This is a genomic window from Lysinibacillus sp. NPDC058147 (assembly GCF_042884205.1).
GTDB lineage: Bacteria > Bacillota > Bacilli > Bacillales_A > Planococcaceae > Lysinibacillus.
Genome location: NZ_JBHVUJ010000001.1, coordinates 415,881 through 434,602, shown reverse-complemented (window position 1 = coordinate 434,602; position 18,722 = coordinate 415,881). Strand labels below are relative to the sequence as shown.

General features: G+C 37.1%; 19 protein-coding genes. 1 reads left to right on the top strand and 18 read right to left on the bottom strand.

What is annotated here, in order from left to right:
- Positions 1-498: 498 nt before the first annotated feature.
- From ACFVT8_RS02095 to cymR, 4 genes are all read right to left on the bottom strand, one after another.
- Positions 499-1,158, bottom strand: coding sequence for a tetratricopeptide repeat protein (locus ACFVT8_RS02095; protein WP_387082167.1), 660 nt, complete (start codon positions 1,156-1,158; stop codon positions 499-501).
- A gap of 82 nt (positions 1,159-1,240) precedes the next feature.
- Positions 1,241-2,365: a tRNA 2-thiouridine(34) synthase MnmA gene (gene mnmA, locus ACFVT8_RS02090; protein ID WP_387082168.1), complete on the bottom strand. Its 1,125-nt coding sequence runs from the start codon at positions 2,363-2,365 to the stop codon at positions 1,241-1,243.
- A 300-nt stretch (positions 2,366-2,665) separates the two neighbouring features.
- Positions 2,666-3,814 carry a cysteine desulfurase family protein gene (locus tag ACFVT8_RS02085; protein ID WP_387082169.1) on the bottom strand — a complete coding sequence of 383 codons (1,149 nt, stop codon included), beginning with the start codon at positions 3,812-3,814 and terminating at the stop codon, positions 2,666-2,668.
- 79 nt (positions 3,815-3,893) lie between these two features.
- Positions 3,894-4,313: a cysteine metabolism transcriptional regulator CymR gene (cymR, locus tag ACFVT8_RS02080; RefSeq protein WP_053484768.1), complete on the bottom strand. Its 420-nt coding sequence runs from the start codon at positions 4,311-4,313 to the stop codon at positions 3,894-3,896.
- Between the two features lie 202 nt (positions 4,314-4,515).
- On the opposite strand from cymR, the gene ACFVT8_RS02075 reads away from it, so the two are divergent.
- Positions 4,516-5,805, top strand: a complete 1,290-nt coding sequence (locus ACFVT8_RS02075) for a replication-associated recombination protein A (protein WP_387082170.1) — start codon at positions 4,516-4,518, stop codon at positions 5,803-5,805.
- A gap of 102 nt (positions 5,806-5,907) precedes the next feature.
- Here the strand turns inward: ACFVT8_RS02075 and ACFVT8_RS02070 are convergent, their stop codons facing one another.
- The 14 genes from ACFVT8_RS02070 to nagA all read right to left on the bottom strand — a co-directional run bounded on the left by ACFVT8_RS02070 (position 5,908) and on the right by nagA (position 18,355).
- Positions 5,908-6,624: a hypothetical protein gene (locus ACFVT8_RS02070; protein WP_387082171.1), complete on the bottom strand. Its 717-nt coding sequence runs from the start codon at positions 6,622-6,624 to the stop codon at positions 5,908-5,910.
- 424 nt (positions 6,625-7,048) lie between these two features.
- A complete protein-coding gene (locus ACFVT8_RS02065) occupies positions 7,049-7,609 on the bottom strand; it encodes a hypothetical protein (protein WP_387082172.1) in 561 nt (186 codons plus the stop codon).
- Between the two features lie 172 nt (positions 7,610-7,781).
- Complete coding sequence (locus ACFVT8_RS02060; protein ID WP_387082173.1) at positions 7,782-8,171, bottom strand: hypothetical protein; 390 nt, start codon at positions 8,169-8,171, stop codon at positions 7,782-7,784.
- Positions 8,172-8,561: 390 nt separating this feature from the next.
- Positions 8,562-9,323, bottom strand: coding sequence for a tRNA threonylcarbamoyladenosine dehydratase (locus ACFVT8_RS02055; RefSeq protein ID WP_387082174.1), 762 nt, complete (start codon positions 9,321-9,323; stop codon positions 8,562-8,564).
- A gap of 333 nt (positions 9,324-9,656) precedes the next feature.
- Complete coding sequence (locus ACFVT8_RS02050; protein WP_387082175.1) at positions 9,657-10,631, bottom strand: N-acetylglucosamine kinase; 975 nt, start codon at positions 10,629-10,631, stop codon at positions 9,657-9,659.
- 142 nt (positions 10,632-10,773) lie between these two features.
- Positions 10,774-11,856, bottom strand: a complete 1,083-nt coding sequence (locus ACFVT8_RS02045; RefSeq protein ID WP_387082176.1) for a DUF871 domain-containing protein — start codon at positions 11,854-11,856, stop codon at positions 10,774-10,776.
- 25 nt (positions 11,857-11,881) lie between these two features.
- Positions 11,882-13,210 carry a PTS sugar transporter subunit IIC gene (locus ACFVT8_RS02040; protein WP_387082177.1) on the bottom strand — a complete coding sequence of 443 codons (1,329 nt, stop codon included), beginning with the start codon at positions 13,208-13,210 and terminating at the stop codon, positions 11,882-11,884.
- A 45-nt stretch (positions 13,211-13,255) separates the two neighbouring features.
- Positions 13,256-13,576: a PTS lactose/cellobiose transporter subunit IIA gene (locus ACFVT8_RS02035; protein WP_049667708.1), complete on the bottom strand. Its 321-nt coding sequence runs from the start codon at positions 13,574-13,576 to the stop codon at positions 13,256-13,258.
- A gap of 13 nt (positions 13,577-13,589) precedes the next feature.
- Positions 13,590-13,901 carry a PTS sugar transporter subunit IIB gene (locus tag ACFVT8_RS02030; protein WP_387082178.1) on the bottom strand — a complete coding sequence of 104 codons (312 nt, stop codon included), beginning with the start codon at positions 13,899-13,901 and terminating at the stop codon, positions 13,590-13,592.
- Between the two features lie 318 nt (positions 13,902-14,219).
- Positions 14,220-15,395: a GNAT family N-acetyltransferase gene (locus tag ACFVT8_RS02025; RefSeq protein ID WP_387082179.1), complete on the bottom strand. Its 1,176-nt coding sequence runs from the start codon at positions 15,393-15,395 to the stop codon at positions 14,220-14,222.
- A 37-nt stretch (positions 15,396-15,432) separates the two neighbouring features.
- Positions 15,433-15,702 carry an HPr family phosphocarrier protein gene (locus ACFVT8_RS02020; RefSeq protein ID WP_387082180.1) on the bottom strand — a complete coding sequence of 90 codons (270 nt, stop codon included), beginning with the start codon at positions 15,700-15,702 and terminating at the stop codon, positions 15,433-15,435.
- 17 nt (positions 15,703-15,719) lie between these two features.
- Positions 15,720-16,439, bottom strand: coding sequence for a sugar isomerase domain-containing protein (locus tag ACFVT8_RS02015; protein ID WP_387082552.1), 720 nt, complete (start codon positions 16,437-16,439; stop codon positions 15,720-15,722).
- Positions 16,440-16,443: 4 nt separating this feature from the next.
- Positions 16,444-17,166: a GntR family transcriptional regulator gene (locus ACFVT8_RS02010; RefSeq protein ID WP_387082553.1), complete on the bottom strand. Its 723-nt coding sequence runs from the start codon at positions 17,164-17,166 to the stop codon at positions 16,444-16,446.
- Between the two features lie 31 nt (positions 17,167-17,197).
- Complete coding sequence (nagA, locus tag ACFVT8_RS02005; RefSeq protein WP_387082181.1) at positions 17,198-18,355, bottom strand: N-acetylglucosamine-6-phosphate deacetylase; 1,158 nt, start codon at positions 18,353-18,355, stop codon at positions 17,198-17,200.
- Between the last annotated feature and the right edge of the window lie 367 nt (positions 18,356-18,722).

Sequence of the window (18,722 nt, the reverse complement as noted above, 5' to 3'; positions counted from 1 at the left end):
ATTTAAATAAAGTATTATAATACTATTTTTATTAAGCTTGTCTATACATATTAATGCTGAGGAGCTGTTGATTTTTCACGGAGAGTGGCGACTCCTGCGGGATTAGCTTGAGCTGAAAGCCCCGCAGGAACGTAGTGACGAGGAGAATAATCAATTATGCCTTGGCATAATTGCGTCCGGAATCGGCTTTGTGCTTAGGCCTGCGTGATGCAGGTCAGTTAGCCGTTATCGCATGGATGCGATGATTTTAGGCTAACATCCTTTAAGAACTCCTTTCCGATTCTGTGACATCCGCCGGAGGCTTTAACTTCTTCTAGCGGGTGTTTGGACACCTGCTGAAATAAGTTGAAGCCAAGCCCGCAGAAAGCGCCAACTCGGAGTGAAAATCAACCTTTTGTTTATTGATACACTTTAATATATATGTTCTCTTGAAGACAATTTAAAAAGATGCCAACGTTATTTTGGCATCCTTTCAGTGTTTAAGAGATTTTAAATTTTTTAGTTAAATCGCTGCGCAATCATATCATAAATATAACGTGCTTGGTCGTATTCTGGCTGTAATGTAAAGGCTTGTTTTAGATGGTACATGGCATCTTCTGTTTGCTCAGTTGATACCGCATATAATACACCTAAATTATAATGTGCATCTGCGTTATTCCAATCTTGTTCGATTAAATAATCTAATTCCTTTTTACCTTCTTCAAACATTTCTAGTGCACATAGCACGATTGCATAAGCTAGACGAATTTGTGTATCTTCTGGTGCAAGCTCTGAAGCTCGTTGTAAATATGGCAGTGCAAGTTTCGAATTTTCCATTCGCTCAAAGCATTTGCCCATCATATAATACACATCTGCGCCTTCAATTTTATGTTTTAGTGCTTGTTCATAAAGCTTTACTGCTTCCGCATATCGGTCCGCATTAAAATATAGATTTGCTAAACCATAATAAGCAGTTGCTGCCGTTTCATCAACAGTGATTGCTTTTTGGAAAAAACGCTCTGCACGTTCAGTATCCTCTAAGACCGCTAAGAGATTTCCGAAATTTACATAACCAATTGGGTTTTCAGGCTCTGCTTCAATTGCTTGTGTAAAAAGTTGTGCAGCATCCTCGTAGCGCTTTTCTTGAAACGCTTGAATGCCCTGCTCGTTAAAATTCATTGTTCTTCTTCACCTCTATGTAGCGAAAGACTGCTTAAATTCTATACGCTTTAGGAAAGAGTATAAGCAGTCTTAGCGCAAATTAACCTACATATGTTAGTTTTTCATTATTTTTAAAGACTTCGTCGATTGTACCGCCACCTAAACATTCTTCACCGTCATATAATACAACAGCTTGTCCAGGTGTAATCGCACGTACTGGCTCAGCAAACGTAATATGTGTACGTCCATCCTCTAAAATTTCCACTTCTACTGGTGTATCTGTTTGACGATAACGGAATTTTGCTGTGCATGAAAATTTCCCGGGCAATTTTTTTGTCGAAGTATAGCTCATTTTCACAGCAGTCAGTGAAGTTGAAAATAGCGAATCATTATTGAAGCCTTGTCCAACTAGTAACACATTGCGCTCCAAATCTTTCCCTAATACGAACCAAGGTTCACCGTCGCCACCAATTCCAAGACCATGACGTTGACCAAGCGTATAGTACATTAATCCGTCATGTTGGCCCATTACGACACCATCCATTGTCTCCATTTTACCAGGTTGAGCTGGTAAATATTGACTTAAGAATTCTTTGAAATTACGCTCTCCAATAAAGCATATTCCTGTTGAATCTTTTTTCTTCGCTGTCGCTAACCCAGCTTCCTCCGCAATTTTACGGACTTCCTTTTTCTCAATATGTCCAATTGGGAACATTACATGCGACAATTGTTCCTGCGATAATTGGTTTAAGAAATACGTTTGATCTTTATTATTGTCAATGCCTCGAAGCATTTGAACTTCGCCATCGCCACTACGATCAACTCGAGCATAGTGACCCGTCGCTAAATAATCAGCACCAAGATCCATCGCATGCTCTAAAAACGCTTTAAATTTAATTTCCTTATTACACATAACATCAGGATTTGGCGTGCGCCCTGCTTTATACTCTTCTAAAAAGTATGTGAAAACTTTATCCCAATATTGCTTTTCAAAATTCACTGCATAGTATGGAATCCCTATTTGATTACACACTTTAATAACATCATCATAATCTTCTGTTGCTGTACAAACGCCATTTTCGTCTGTATCATCCCAGTTTTTCATAAATATCCCGATTACTTCATATCCTTGTTGTTTTAGTAAATATGCAGCAACCGAAGAATCTACCCCACCTGACATGCCGACAACAACACGAATTTGTGAGGGGTCACGAGTTTCTTTCATTTTGGTCACCTTTTCTTTTATTCAATTTCATTAAATATATAATTTTTGGATTATCATCAAAACGAATGGTTGATTTCCGTAGTATACGTATTAACGAAAGTCATCCACAACTTTTGGTGATGAACCTGATTTTTAACAGATGTGTTGATTGATCCTATTTTTACATATTCGAATTAATTCGAAGAGACTGATTTTCGCTACGAGCTACAATCATTTAAAAGAAATATATTAGAAAAATAGCAACAAAGCTTAATAATAAACCTGTTTTTTTCTAATCAACACGCCTGAATTTTTAACGAATTATTTTTTTGCTAGTCTTTTTACAATCGCTGCTGTTTTTTCAGCCGCCTGTTGTACATCAGCTTCTGTTAAACCTTGACCGAAGCTAAAGCGAATCGAGTTACGTAATTCCTCTACTCCTTGTCCAAACATCGCAACTAAAACGTGTGATGGATCAATGGCGCCAGCAGTGCACGCTGAACCACTTGATGCGCAAATACCTGCCATATCAAGATTTACTAGGAATGACTCTACTTCCATACTAGAAAAGCTTACATTTAAAACGTGTGGAAGCGTATTTTCTAAATCTCCATTCACATGAAATGCTAGATTTTCCTTCGTGAAAATATCCAGCATAATTTGCTTAAAGCGATTGTATAGTGCACGCTTCTCTTCTCGCAACTCATTTGCAATTTCCACTGCAGTAGCAAAACCAATTACTGCTGGCACATTTTCAGTACCTGCACGACGTTTTTTCTCGTGCGCTCCCCCTAATGCATAACTAGTAAATGGTGTACCTGCTTTTTGGTAAAGGAAGCCAATACCTTTAGGACCATTAATCTTATGTGCAGAAACACTTAGTAAATCAACTTGTAAATCAGCAACATTAATTGACTCTAAACCATATGCCTGAACAGCATCTGTATGGAAAATAGCCTTATGTTCACGTAACAAGTCACCAATTTCAGCAATCGGTTGAATCGTACCAACTTCATTATTACCGTACATAATCGTCACTAAAATTGTATCCTCACGTAATGCATTTCGCACATCTTCTACAGAAACACGTCCATTCGCATCAACCGGCAAATATGTCACATCAAAGCCATCTCGCTCAAGCTTTTCACAAGTATGTAACACAGCGTGATGTTCAATTTGTGTGGTAATGATATGCTTCCCTTCAGTAGCTCGTGCATAAACAGTGCCAAAAATAGCCGTATTATCCGCCTCTGTTCCGCCACTTGTTATAATAATTTCCCCAGGTTGAGCACCAATTGATCGGGCAAGTATTTCACGTGCATCATCTAAATATTTGCGCGCCTCTCGACCTATCCCATGAATACTTGATGCATTACCATAAACCTGTTGCATTGCTGTAGTCATAGCGTTTATTACTTTGTCATTCATTGGTGAAGACGCTGCATGATCGAGATAAATATATGAATTCATGTTGAAAACTCCTTTGTACGAAAAGCGCTAAAGATTTGTCTCCCTGCCTCCAGGTAGGGAGCTGTGCTTTAGCCTAATTTTAAATATAGAACATATAGCCCTCAGCTACATTTTCTTCAGTATATTGTGCTAGATCCTCAATTGTAGTCGTATCTAATACATTTTTCACCGCATCACGAATGCGGAGCCATAACTCTCGCTGAGGTGCTTCTTCATTTTCAATACCTTCTACTGGTTGAATTGGACCCTCTAACACACTAATAACATTAGCCGCTGAAATTTCACTTGGTGGGTTTGCTAGCATATACCCACCATATGCACCGCGTACACTTTTCACTAAGCCAGAATTACGTAATGGTGAAACCAACTGCTCTAAGTATGCCTCAGAAAGCTCTTTTTCAGCAGCGATTTTGCGTAGTGGAATAGGTCCTTCTCCATAATGCTTTGCTAATTCAATCATAATCGTTAGCCCATAACGGCCCTTTGTAGAAATTTTCATTTTATCACCCTCAAATAGTCTAGTCAAAAATACTACAAACAGTATATCATAATCTCCTCTCGAAGAACTTGGAAATACTCTCAGGAGGTTATGATATACTATTAATTGCGCCTTAGTATAGTTAGGCGAATTACTATTAACGCTTCATTATAAGCAAAAAAATACATCATAATTGAAAATCAGTTGAAAGGGGGATTTTTTTATGCATAACGAACCACTCGCTTATCGCATGCGGCCTTTAACCCTTGAAGAGATTGTAGGACACCAAGATTTTATCGGTCCTAATACCGCTCTTTATAAAATGATTCAAAATGGGCATGTTCCATCCATGCTACTATACGGTGAACCAGGTATCGGTAAAACGTCAATAGCGAATGCTATAGCAGGAAGCTCGAAACTTCCCTTTTTCGCATTGAATGCTACTCGCGCTGGTAAAAAGGACGTTGAGGATATTGTACAGGAAGCTCGAATATCTGGGAAAGTCCTTCTTTTTTTAGATGAAATTCATCGTTTTAATAAATTACAGCAAGATGCATTGTTGCCACATGTTGAAAACGGTTCAATCGTGTTAATCGGAGCGACGACGGAAAATCCGTACCATGATGTTAATCCAGCTATTCGCTCACGTTGCGGAGAAATATATCAACTAAAACGTTTAACGATAAAAAATATAATCGAACTTATAAAAAAAGCACTAACTGATGATAAACGTGGACTAGGTAAACATCATTTAATATTAACAGATCATCAAATCGAGCAAATTGCTGAAGCAGCTAATGGTGACGCAAGGAAGGCTTTAACTTTGCTTGAATCGATTTATTATGCGAGTGATGAAGTAGACGGTCAAACAATTGCTGCTGATCATATCATTAAACATTTGATCGGCAGAATTGGCGTCTATGGTGATAAAAAAGGATCTCATTTTTATAATTTGCTATCTGCATTACAAAAATCAGTTCGTGGAAGTGATACGAATGCAGCATTGTATTATTTAGCTCATTTATTGGAAACAGGTGATTTAGTAGCTGTTAGTCGACGTTTACTCGTTATGGCTTATGAAGATATAGGCCTTGCCGATCCAGATGTAGGACCTCATATGCTTGCGGCTGTACAAGCGGCTGAGCGTTTAGGGCTACCCGAGGCGCGTATTCCGCTTGCAAGTGCTGTTATTGAAATGTGCCTTGCATCCAAATCTAATTCTGCAATTATAGCTATCGATGCCGCCATTGCTAGCATTCATGAAGGCAAAACAGGTGATATTCCACATCATCTACGCGATGCTCATTATGAAGGGGCAAAAGATTTAGGTCATGTAGGTTATCAATATCCCCATAACAGCCCTATTGGAACATTCGGTGGTTGGGTCGACCAGCAATATTTGCCTGATGAGCTTGTGGGTACTGAATTTTATAAACCTGTTATTGCGGGTGAAGAAAAACGAATGGCAGGAATCTACGAAAAGCTTAAATCTTTTCATGAGAATGAAAAGTAATATCGTTTTATTTTTTCATGAAAATAGGGCACTTCAATTTTAGAAGCGCCTTATTTTTTATCATATTATTTCCCCTAAAAAACAGGACTAACTGCTTAGTAATCATCTTGTAAAGGTTGTCTTATTTGTTGAATAGCGGTTATTGTAAAATCGGTTCAATGTATCTTCCACGTTTCTCATCGACGGTAAGTTAGTCATTTCTTTCTGCTCCATTTCTTTTTCGATCTCATGTAAATGATGTAGAAAATTGTAGGTTTGATAAAGCAGACTAGCAAATTCTTGGGAGTTCTCGCGTACTTCAAAGCGAATTGCTTTTACAGCAATTGCTTGACCGATTGATTGCTCTCTTGATGGAGAGGTTTGATCATCCACATTATCATCTGTAGTTCTATACAATAATTTTAATGCCTCATAAACTTCCTTGTTATCACTAAACCGTTCCTTTATCCACTGCAAGACAAATTGTACTAGGACAATGGCATAAATAAGTGAGAGATATTCATCTCCGAAAGTTTTTTTCGACAAACGTTTAAAGTATTCCTCTTGTGTCACTAGTTCGAATATGATTAAACGAATTGGGTACAGGAGCGCATGTTCACTATTGATATATAATTTTTCTCGATCTTTATACATAGTCAACCAAAAATCCTTCACTAATGAGATAGTCTTTCTAGTCGAGAAAGCTAATTGACATTGGATAAGCTCATGTTTAAGTGTTGGTTGTATAATCTGCTGGAATAAAAGTTCCTCATCCTCACTTACTAATAAGAGTGGTTTTTCTAATTTTGACAAATCGATTTTGCTACCGTTTATTAACATTGCATAGCCCCCTCCCCAAAAATTCCTACACTTATGAATAAACATTAATCATCGCCATAACGTAGAGTTGATTTCTGTTGCAATTAACACTCCAATTTATACGTTTTAACAAAAGATGAGCCATAAACCTCTCACGTATATTTTCAATTTTTTAACTATATTTCGACAAAAATTTATAAATCCCTTTTAAGAAAAAAGTCCTTTTTAAAATTTCGTACAACAAAATTTTAACACTACTATTACAGTCTTCTCACAATAATCTATTAATAAGAACAAAAAAATCTGCAAAACTTTAAGAACTGGAAATCCACTCCTCCTCACAAAAAGTACTGTAAGAATTGGTGGATCAACCGCAAAAAGTAAGCAGATTCTAGACTGTTATTTTATTTTATAAAAGTGATGATAAATCACAATCACGCATAAATTATTTCGTAATTTCATTATCAACAAATACTTTAAATTGTTGTAAGCATTGTTTGACTGCACCTTTTTGTTCAAGTACTGCATTTCGTAGTGATGTTGTTTTCTCTTCATCCTCTACAACTTTACTATAAAGTGCAAAAATTGCTGATAATAATTGTTCATTCTCTTCCTGATCAATGCTAGGTAAAGAATAGGCAGCAATCGTTAATAATTGCTCAACTTTTTCAGGTGTTTTTTGTAACTCATTGGATGAATAATAAGTTGATGCTGCTAAAAAGTAGCAAAGCTTTGCACAACAATCTATAAACAAATGCCAATATGTATTGGCACTTGGTAATTCACCCGCTCGATTGTCTAAATACTCTTTATAAAACGTTGTAGCTTGTGTATATAAAGGATTTAGTTCTCTCATAGCCTTTGGATAATTATTAGATGTATCCAAATAATCAAATACAATATCATTCATTTTTTCTTGAAGCTTTACAATGTCTAAATGATCACGAATTACTTGAATTTCCATTTTACCACTCTCCGATGTTGTCATTTGTTTTCTAAACGTCATTCCTACTCCCCTAAGCAGTACTGCACATTCTAAACAAACTGATTTGTTATCTATTGGAATTATTAAAATTATAGCAATAAACCAAATAAAGAAGTGGTCACATGAAAAAAATAAGGCAATTTAGTGAATAAATAGCATTTTTGAGCACGTAAGGCGAACAATTTTGGTAAAATTATATTCTTTGTACATAATCATCAAATAAAGATTGCTCTTTCGTTCGATCAACAATTTCAATAATACTTCCTAGTGCATATTTTTTTATTCTTTTTTGTGGCATATAAAAATAGGCAGTGTTTGTAATTAACCACTCACTAAGCGTTAGATCACTATCCGGCTGTTGATTTGTCAATATATGTTTATGTCGAAGTATATCTGCCATTTTGTAAAAACCCTCTGATAGTTCGTAAGCCGAAACATCAAAATTAAAAATAGGGCTAACAACCTGGCCAACATCAAAAATGTGTATTGTTTGCCCTTCTTCATCGATAGCTAATTCTACTGTGCTAATTTCATCGAATAGATTTAAGCCCCTATATTCCATTTGATAGATTTTCTCCATCATAAAACGCCTCCTCTTATAGGTTCTACAGCAAATGTTGGAGGAGTCATAATATAAAACTGTCCAAACATCTCAAATTGTATAGATACCTAGTAAATATCGTAGACCCCTTTTTTACAACTATCCTATTGTAGCATAGAAAAAGCAGCTGTCTTTAATTGAGACAGCCACTTCCATAAAATTGCTCATCACCATTGCTAAGGGTGACTTCTGTTCCGTCTGGGTGATAATTCCCAAGGAGACGCGCGCTTTTTATTTTATCGAGAAATTATTTGAGTTTATCGATAAATATTGTTAATTTATCGATGAAAGTTTCAAATTTATTGCCTAACTTTTTGAATTTATTGCCCAACTTTTTATATTTATCGACATAACAGATTTTTCAAAGTCATTTTAGCCTTGTACACGTGTAATTTTCACATCTTTTAAGATTGTATTCACAACCCAGCTAGCAGCAATTAAGCCTGCCACTGAAGGAACGAAGGCATTGGAAGATGGAGGCATTTTCGCTTTACGGATAGCTGCATCAGGTTTTCCGACATGCTCTACTACATCTGGACGAACAACAATAGGACTTTCATCCGAGAACACAACCGTTACTCCTTTATGAATACCATCTTTACGTAATTTTGTACGGATTACTTTAGCTAGTGGGTCCGTATGCGTTTTAGAAATATCTGCAATTTTGAAACGAGTTGGATCCATTTTATTAGCTGCACCCATACTAGATATCATTGGAATTTTACGCTTTAGACATTCCTTCATAATATGAATTTTATACATCACTGTATCACTCGCATCAATGACATAGTCTATGCCTTGTGCGAAAAATTCCTCATATGTTTCCTCCGTGTAGAACATGTGCATATCAATTACTTCACATTCTGGATTAATGTCAGCAATACGCTCTTTCATGACACCTGACTTAGATTTTCCGACCGTTGAAAGATAGGCAACTAATTGACGATTAACATTCGTAATATCAACATTATCCTTATCTACTAAAATAATGCGCCCAATACCACTTCGTGCACATGCCTCAGCAGCGAATGAACCAACACCGCCTACACCAAGAATGGCTACCGTTGTATTTTTTAATTTTTCGAGCCCCTCTGTTCCTATTGCGAGCTCATTACGTGAAAATTGATGTAACATCCTTACACTCTCCGTCTATTGAAATTTTTATCACGCTTTAATGGGCAATAATGTACAGTACCCGTTAAAGCTCTATTGGTGATCAGCGGTGGATAAAGCATTCCACTAATCACATTATTAGTAAACCTAGTTAAATACTAAGATAAAATCAAACCTATCTTACATTTTATCACGATATTCATCAAGTAAAAATTATAACTAAAAAAATTAAGTATTCCTAATCAAATACTTTTTATCTATGTAAAGGTCTTTCAAAATCGATATCTGACACTATTCAAAGCATTTGGGGCAATTGGATAAAGTATAATTCAATTGCCCTTAGTCTTATCACTTTCATTGCGGTTCATAATTTTTGGAGAAAGATTTCGTAAAATCTGAGCTGAGCTGAACGTTTTTTTGCTTAAAAGCCGCAATTACCGCTCCACCAATTGGTTGTAAAACTGGTGTCAAAAATTGCAATGGTATTTCATCAGCTTGTGCGAATTGCTGTAATTTCGGTAAAAAATAGTCTTCATTATTAAAAACACCACCCACTAATACAACAGGAACTTTCCCTTCCTCCCAAGTCATATGAGCGTAACATGCTTTTATCGCCACATAATATTTCTCACAAGCATCCGCAATGATCTGGATAGCAACACGGTCTCCTTTTTCTGCCTCAACAAAAACATATTTACTTAACGGTGCAATCACTGTCCGAGGATGCTCCTCTCCATATATACACTCAATTAATTGTGGCACATTTTCCACAGAAAAATAACGCAATACTACATCTGTCAAAGCTGTAGGGTCTCCTCTTCCGTCATAACTTTGAAAAATAGCCTTCAGCATTTGGACCCCTAAATCATAGCCACTGCCCTCATCATCAAAAAGATAACCCCAGCCCCCTACTCTATGAAAATGTTGCTCACGATCGTAGCCCATTGTAATAGCGCCTGTCCCTGCAATTTGCACAATACCCGCATGCCCAAGCGTACCTGCATAAAGTGCAATTAGAGCATCATTATCAACAATCACTAGTGCTGTTTTAGGAACGTATAGACGTACTATCGATTCTACAACTTTCTCTGCCTGTAGCTCCTTGACCCCAGCCATGCCAGCAAAACAACTGTCTATGGCAGCAAATACTTGAGGATTCTGTTGCTGTAAATTTTGTAGTATATCATGAATCGTTGACTTAAAATATCGAACACCCATTGCTGTTGGGTTACTCCGAGTCGTTACTACTTTGGCATAAATATTGCCTAGCTCATCACAAATCACTGCTGATGTTTTCGTTCCACCACCGTCAATCGCTAATACATACATAATCTTCGCTCCTTTCTTCTTAGTTAATTTCTCCTTGGTTTAATTTTAGCTGTTGTTTCACTGTCGCTACAGAAAAAATAGCGAAAATCAAGAAAAAGGGATTGAGCACTATAAACTAATGGCTTAATCCCTTCTTCTATAATCATTTTGTAAAGCCAAATGATGCCCACGGCTGAATATTTGCTAATAAGAATTGCTCTTCTTCTACAACCCTTGCAACAACATTTGTTGATCCGGCATTCGGCATTTCCTTTAAAACAATTTGAAGCTCACCCTTATAACGAACATCTAAATTATTATCGATTGTCACATCCCCCATTTTTAATGGGTTGCTATCGTGTGCAGGGAAGTCACCATTTTTATATTTAACACGAGATTGCGTACTACGGATAACATAATCCGAAACATCGCCACGATTAAAATGTGGCTCCTTAAAAAGGATGGCCTCTTCTAAAACAGACGTTTCAACAGACTGCTCAACCTTCAGCTCTAGCTTATGGCGATTTAATTGGCCTAATGCACGTATTTCTTCCTCGGAAGCATACATATTGCCAATAATACAATCATCTATTAAGCCAGTGTGCCATAAATCCTTTGCTTGCACAGTAATTGGTAGATGACGATGCTCTTCTAATGTTGGCAAGCCATGCTCGGTTTCTTCCCAAGGTCCAAACATAGCATGCTGTGATGAAATCATCGCTGCTGTTCGAATATGATTTGCTTTAAATAGTTGAGATGTTTGTAAAAAATGTTGACGTGATAGACCTGTAAAACGTCTCGGATAAAAATTATGACAGCCAATAATATTATCTTTATTCGGTTGATAGGATAATATGTTTTCAACATATTTAGTACCGTTACTAATATTTAATTCTATTTTTAAATTACTTGAATCGAGAGACATAAACGCTTCTTCTTGGCCAGAAAAACCCATATCTAAGCGCAATGCCGCTAAATGATAATGCTCCTTAAAGTAACCGATATCTTTATACGTTAAGTCTAAATCTTCAAAAACAGCCGGTGCAATATCGGCTGAAATTTCAAAGCCAAGCTGCTGCGCAAATTTATTGATGTGCTGTAATTTTTGTCGTTCCTGATCGTTATTTAACGACATAAGACAAGTAAATATTCGATCAAAACCATTGTCATGAGCAAGCTGAACATATCGCTTCATATCGTCTAGTGTACTATGCTGAGGATATAGTGAAATCCCTAATCTTTTCAATTTAAATACCTCCGTTAGCTCACAATTACACTTCTACTTTTTGACTCTCTAATTTTGTATTTTGCTGTTCGTTTTGAGACTCCGCTTCAGCAGCCCGTAGTTCATTCTGCTTTGCCATGCGGTTTGCCATTGAAATGAACGGTAAATAAATACATACTGCGACTACAATTAAGACAATACTAAGGACAGCGCCTTGCCAAGATTGAGTTGCTAAGAATCCATTAATAACCGGTGGCGTTGTCCATGGTGGTGAAACAGTAGCTGCCGGCACAAAGCCCCACTTCGTTGCAAAGAAAGCAATTGTTACGTTCACCATTGGTGTTAAAATAAACGGAACAAATAACACTGGGTTTAATACGATTGGAAGACCGAAAAGTAACGGTTCATTAATATTAAAAAGCCCTGGTGCCGCCGACAATTTTCCGACGGTATTATATTGCTTGTTCTTTTTAGCAAAAAGGAAAATAGCAATAATAAGTGCTATTGTTGTCCCGGAACCACCCATATTGATGAAGGCATCAAAGAATGGTTTATTTACGATGTAAGGTGCTACTTCACCAGATGAAATCGCTTTTACATTCGCTTCAATAGCTGGTAAATTTATTGTTTGCATAAATGGTTCGATAATGTTTGCACCATGAACACCAAGTGTCCATAAAAACGTAGGAATGAATGCTAAAAGTAAAGCCGCAATCCATGAATTCGTTAAGCCCATAAATGGCTCTTGAACTGCTGAGTAGAATGAACCGACAATATCAGGAATATCAAAGCCTGCCGAAATAATTGTACGAGCTAGAGCAAATAAACCAATTGTAATAATAGCAGGTAATAATGCGGCGAAAGATTTTGAAACAGCCGGTGGTACTCCATTCGGCATTTTAATTAACAGCTTAGGATTGCCAGTCAATTTGCAAAATAATTCAGTTGACAGCAACGCAATAATAATGGCAATAAATATACCACCTGTACCTGTCGTTAACCCTGTTAATCCACCTTCACCAAAGGTACCGAACGTCAAATAAGTTGAAAAGCTGATTACACCGGCAGAAAGTCCGTCCTTGTCGTAACTTTTCGCAAGATTGTAAGCAATTGTAAAAGCTAATAACAGAGAGATAATTCCAAATGTTGCTCCCCAAACATTGCCGCCCCACTGTGTCCAAGTTTCATGCTTCCAGATGGCATCGAGTGCATTTTGATAGAATTTGATAGGCAAATTATTAACAAGAACCGCAAGTGACCCAACAATTGTCAATGGCATGATTGTAATAAATCCATCTCGAATGGCAACTAAATGACGCTGATTCCCTACTCTAGCTGCGACTGGCACAAATTTTTCTTCTAAAAAACGGAACATTTCACACACTCCCTTTACTTTTTATTGTGACATCAAAGCTTGATGCTATTCCCCTTTGATTCGTTCATACAACTCAATCATTTCAGTTGCTAAATCACGAAACGTAATGGCATTCATTAAATGATCCTGCGCGTGAATTAACAACATTGACACTTCTACTTTTTCTCCCCTTGCCTCTTGTGACAGTAGAGCTGTCTGAGAATGATGCGCTTCAATCAATGCATCATTAGCTAACTGTATTTTTTCCTTAGCTTCTTGAATCTGTCCATTTTTTGCTAGCTGGATAGCCTCCATACACTCACTTCTCGTATTACCACTATGCACAATCAGTCCCATAATGGATTCCATCAAAACTGTTTCTTCCACTGTCGCTGCCCCCTTAGCCAATTAACTGTAACGCTTGCTTTAAAACATTTTCGCCATTCATCATGCCGTAATCCGCCATGTTAATGACATCAATAGGAAAATTCATTGCCTGGTATTTTTTTTCAAATGTCCCTTTTAAGTAACGGACTTGTGGACCCAGTAGCAGCACATCAGCCGTTTTAGTAGTTAATACTTTGTCAACCTCACCTTCAGCAATCGCATAAATATCTGCCTCAATGTTTTGTTCTTGTGCAGCTTTTTGCATCTTTGACACTAGTAAACTAGTACTCATTCCAGCAACACACACTAGCATAATGTTTTTCATAAAAACACTCCTTTTCATGATAAAGTTCGTCTTATTAGCTAACTTTAATTTTTGTAATTTCCAACTATGAAATCGCTTTCTTAAATAGAGAATAGCACCTATTGGTATATACCACAATACACTTTTTACACAATTTACTTACTAAGGAAATATCATCAAAAACTGGGCTATATCGTTATTACAGACCATTGAAAGGATTCTTCCAACTGGTATAGTCCAGAAAAAAACTTAAAAAAATTTAAATTTTCCGAAATTAAACGGCCGAGAGTTCCTCATTCATATCCTCTATTGAATAAATGTCTCTCATACATTGTTAAGTTAAAAATATTCATAGAAAGCTGGCTTATTAGAGGGTAACGCTAACTGCCATCGATCAATGATCTCTCCAGCCAATTGTTTATTTGCATATATGACCGCATCTTTTACAGAAAGATAGCCAACCATCATCGCTGAAAAAAGATTAATTGGTAATGTTAACATATGCATTTCCGGGATAGAATTTGTCTCAATTATCGAGACATCTCCATTTTTATTTATTTTATATACGTGCTCATTCCAACTACAAAATGCATCTTCAATTTGAATATATAACGGCTCCTGAATATCGCCCCACGGATAATACTGCATAAACCTCGAAGCGTCTACTATTCTTACCATCACATCCTGAACGATTTCCTTTTTAAACTGTGGTTCTTTAAAATAGAAGCCAAACGGACGATCGTTAGAAGTAACTCCCTTAATGCTACTTACACTCGCCGCATGAGACGTTATAAAACGCCAAATTGCTTGTTCTGCCTGTAAATCTTCAGCTATAAAATCCTGAATCTCAAACGTTCCATCTTGAATAATATAACGAATATAACCTGCAATTTGATCAGCCTTAAAATAAGCTGCAAAATGACTATCAGGCATCCTTCTCTCTATTCTTTTCCACCAAGCATCATCTCGTAGCATACTTCCATTATTGAAAAGCGCCTGTGCATTATGAAAGTCCTTAATCGCCTGAAAAAGATCACGCTCTGGCCATTCAAAGCTCATACGTTTTACTACGTCCAATTGCTTACCCAAAAAAGGAAACATTGATTGCGGAATCGTGTAATATAGCTTCTCAAAAAATAATTCCCATCCAAAATAACGATAAAAGGATACAGAAAATGGTGCTAACACAGAAATACTTTGCCCATTCTCTTGCATTTTCTTCAGGGCCTCTGTCATAAGCTTTTTGATAATCCCCTGCTGCCGATACTCAGGATAGGTTGCAACAAAGCCAATTCCGCCCATATCATACTTTTCGCCATGGATTGTCATATTAAGTGGCAATATTAATAGCTGTCCAACTACTTTATGTTCATCGTAAGCACCCAATGTTGTGCTATGCTCAACCCAATAATGAAAATCCTCTCGGCGCGCACCAGCATATTTATTAGGAAAACAATAATCTCTTAATTGATGAACCTGCTTATAATCTTCTGGTGGAATTATTTTTATTTCCATATGCAAAATCACCTCCTTCCAACACTGCCTTTTATTTTTAGCATTCCTCTCCAATTCCTTTAGAAACAATCACTTCTGTTACCGTTTGAAAAAGCTTCTCAGCATCGGGTCCATCTGCTGAAATTTCTACAATGCTTCCTGGTGCTACTCCTTGTGCCATAACACCCATAATTGATTTTAAATTAACCGATTTCTCTTTATACGTTAACTGAACATCACACTCAAATGGTGTGACTGCTGTTACAAGTAAAGCTGCGGGTCTAGCATGTAGACCCTCCGGTGCCGTTATTTTATAATTTTTCTTCATAGATATCCCTCCGCTTGTTATTTAAAGTTAATTCGATGTTGATAGTAGGCGATCATAGCCTCATTATGAGACGAATCCGAGTCAACATTATTGCTTTTAAAAACTGGTAATACTTCGTCAGATATGGCCATGATCTCAATAACTTCACTAAATAATACATTTAAAATAATTGAACCAATAACTGTAGAGGATGGCGCATACTGTATTTCATTATGATGCAGCAAACCATCTCCTATTGGTATATGCGTATCGATAACTATATCTACTACATCCTCTAAGCGCTGTCCACTTTGATGGCGGGTTGGCTGTTCGCAATAAGCAAGAGATTGCAGAGACATGACCAGCACTCCTGCTTCTTTTGCTAAATAAGCTACATCAATAGGTGCTTGATTTCTCCCGGATGTTGAAATAACAATGCAAACATCATTTTCATGAAAATCAAAATGATCTTTATATTGTTCAATGATAGTCGGGTCCTTCTCATTTTCAGATGACGTCATTGCTCCTGCGTGTAATGTTAACGGTTCTATAATGATAGGACGTACAGGTACAAGCCCTCCCGCCCGATAATAACCGTCCTGTGCTAAAAGATGAGAATGGCCACATCCAAATAATTGGACAATTCCCCCGCGTTGAAGCCTTTGTACAATTAATTGTGCGGCTTCTTTTATTTGGGCATATTCTTGCTCCTTCACGACCTGCATTAGCTTTTGAATTTCTAGAAAATATGCATCCATAGAATCACCTTTTAATTTCACTAATGAATTTGTATCGATCAGCTCGATAAGTACTTCGCACAAGCTCAAATGGAACTCCATCTGATAAATAACTTGTACGTTTAATAATTAACACTGGTGCAGTATGATTGATTTGCAAAAATTTACTATCTTCTTTTGGAACAATAGCTGCTTCCATTTGCTGAATTGCATTTCCGATTTTTTGATGGAACTTTGCTTCGATTAACGCATACAATGACCCCATTATTTTCTTTTCATCTAATTCTGGATATACTTTAACTGGAATATATGTTCTTTCGATTGCCATTGGTTTGGAATCTGCGCTACGAATTCGTACAACAAAGAATACCTCTTCGCCTGGCTCTAACATCAAATCTCCAGCAATATCAACTGTTGGTACTATTTTCTCAAAGCGTAAAACTTTACTGCTCGGTTCCATCCCTCTAGCCCGCATATCCTCTGTGAAACTTGTTAATCCTTTTAGCGGTTGTTCTAATTTTGGATTAGCGACATATGTACCTCTCCCTTTTTCACGATACAGCAAACCGCTATTTACTAAATTTGTGATTGATTGACGAACGGTCATTCTACTAACATCAAACTGCGTAGAAAGTTCTCGCTCAGAAGGTATATTTTCACCGATTTTATATTCTTCTAAATAAATCCGTTGTTTTATGATTTCTTCTATTTGTATATAGATAGGTATATGAGAATTTTTATCTAACAAGTGTTGCACCATCCTTATCGCCTCTTTACTTTCATTTCTCAAATACAACTTTACCCCGACAAATAGTTTTTTGTACATTTAAATTTTCATCTAGTAATACAAAATCTGCATCATAGCCTTCTTCTATCCGACCTTTAGTTGCAAGCTGTAATTGCTTAGCAGCATTCGCAGAAGACATTGCAACAATTTCTCGCAATGAGCAATTGGTAATTGCTTTCATATTTTTCACTGCCTGCTCCATCGTTAGCACACTTCCAGCTAAAGCCCCATTAGATAAATGAGCCCCATCCTTAGAAACATGAACGGTTTGACCTCCTAAATCATAGTCACCGTAATGTAAGCCTTTGGCGCGCATCGCATCGGTAATTAAGATAATGCCCTTTGCACCTTTCATACGATACGCTAGCTTCACAGCTTGAGGATGACTATGCACAAAATCTGCGATAATTTCTGTCTTTACCTGATCCTCTAAAAGTACTGCACCAACGACACCTGGATTGCGATGATGGAAAGGGCTCATCTGGTTATATAAATGCGTAGCCTGCCTTACTCCCATTGCAACTGCCTTATCTACTTCTTCAATTGAAGCATCAGAATGGCCAATAGAAGCAATAACATTTAAATCCTTTAACGATTCAATAAACGTAAAACCTCCCTCTATCTCAGGTGCAATTGTTACTTGTTTTATGCGTCGCTTACTTAAGTTCTGCCAGGATTCAAATTGCTCAGTGGACGGTAAAATAATGTACTCTATTGGCTGAGCACCTGCCCGTTTTTTCGATACAAATGGCCCTTCTACATGTATACCTAATAAACTTGCCTCATCATCATTACTTTCAAATTGACCAACATTAGTTAAAGCGCTTTCAATTGCTTCTATAGATTGCGTCATTGTAGTAGCAAGGAAGCCTGTAACGCCTTCCTGTACTAACGAGCGCGCCATTTCATGTAATGCTAATTGCGTAGCATCCATCACATCATGCCCAGCAGAGCCATGTATATGCATATCAATATAGCCAGGTAGCAGTATCCAATTTTTATCTTTGCCATCTATATAATGCTCTGCATTATCATTTAAGTTATTACTTATTTTAATAATCCTACCATTGTCAATGAGTAGGTCGCCTTTAAAAGGTTCTTCATCATGATTAACTATCGTAACATTGGAAATTAAAAGCGTATTCTTCAATAGATCACCCCCTAAGCGTTTTTTGAGGACCTTGACTGAAGCTAACAGGCAAACTTTTAATCGGTATAGTTGTCTATACCAATTATATGATGCTTTCCCAAAAATAAAAAGTAATTTTTTCATATTTTCTAAATTTTTAGTTGAATTATCATAACGTGGGGTTGATTTCCGTTCCAGCTGGGCGCTTTGTAGCTGTCGCTTCGCTTTCGCACAGATAACACATTTGTTGCTGTCGCTTCGCTTTCGCGCAGAGCAGAGCTTCCTGGGAGCGTCCAGCCTTCACTCCAATCAACTTATACACAAAGTATAGTTTTTACAAATGCATTTCCAATTAGCGAGAATGCGTTAATTATCATTCAATTTCTTT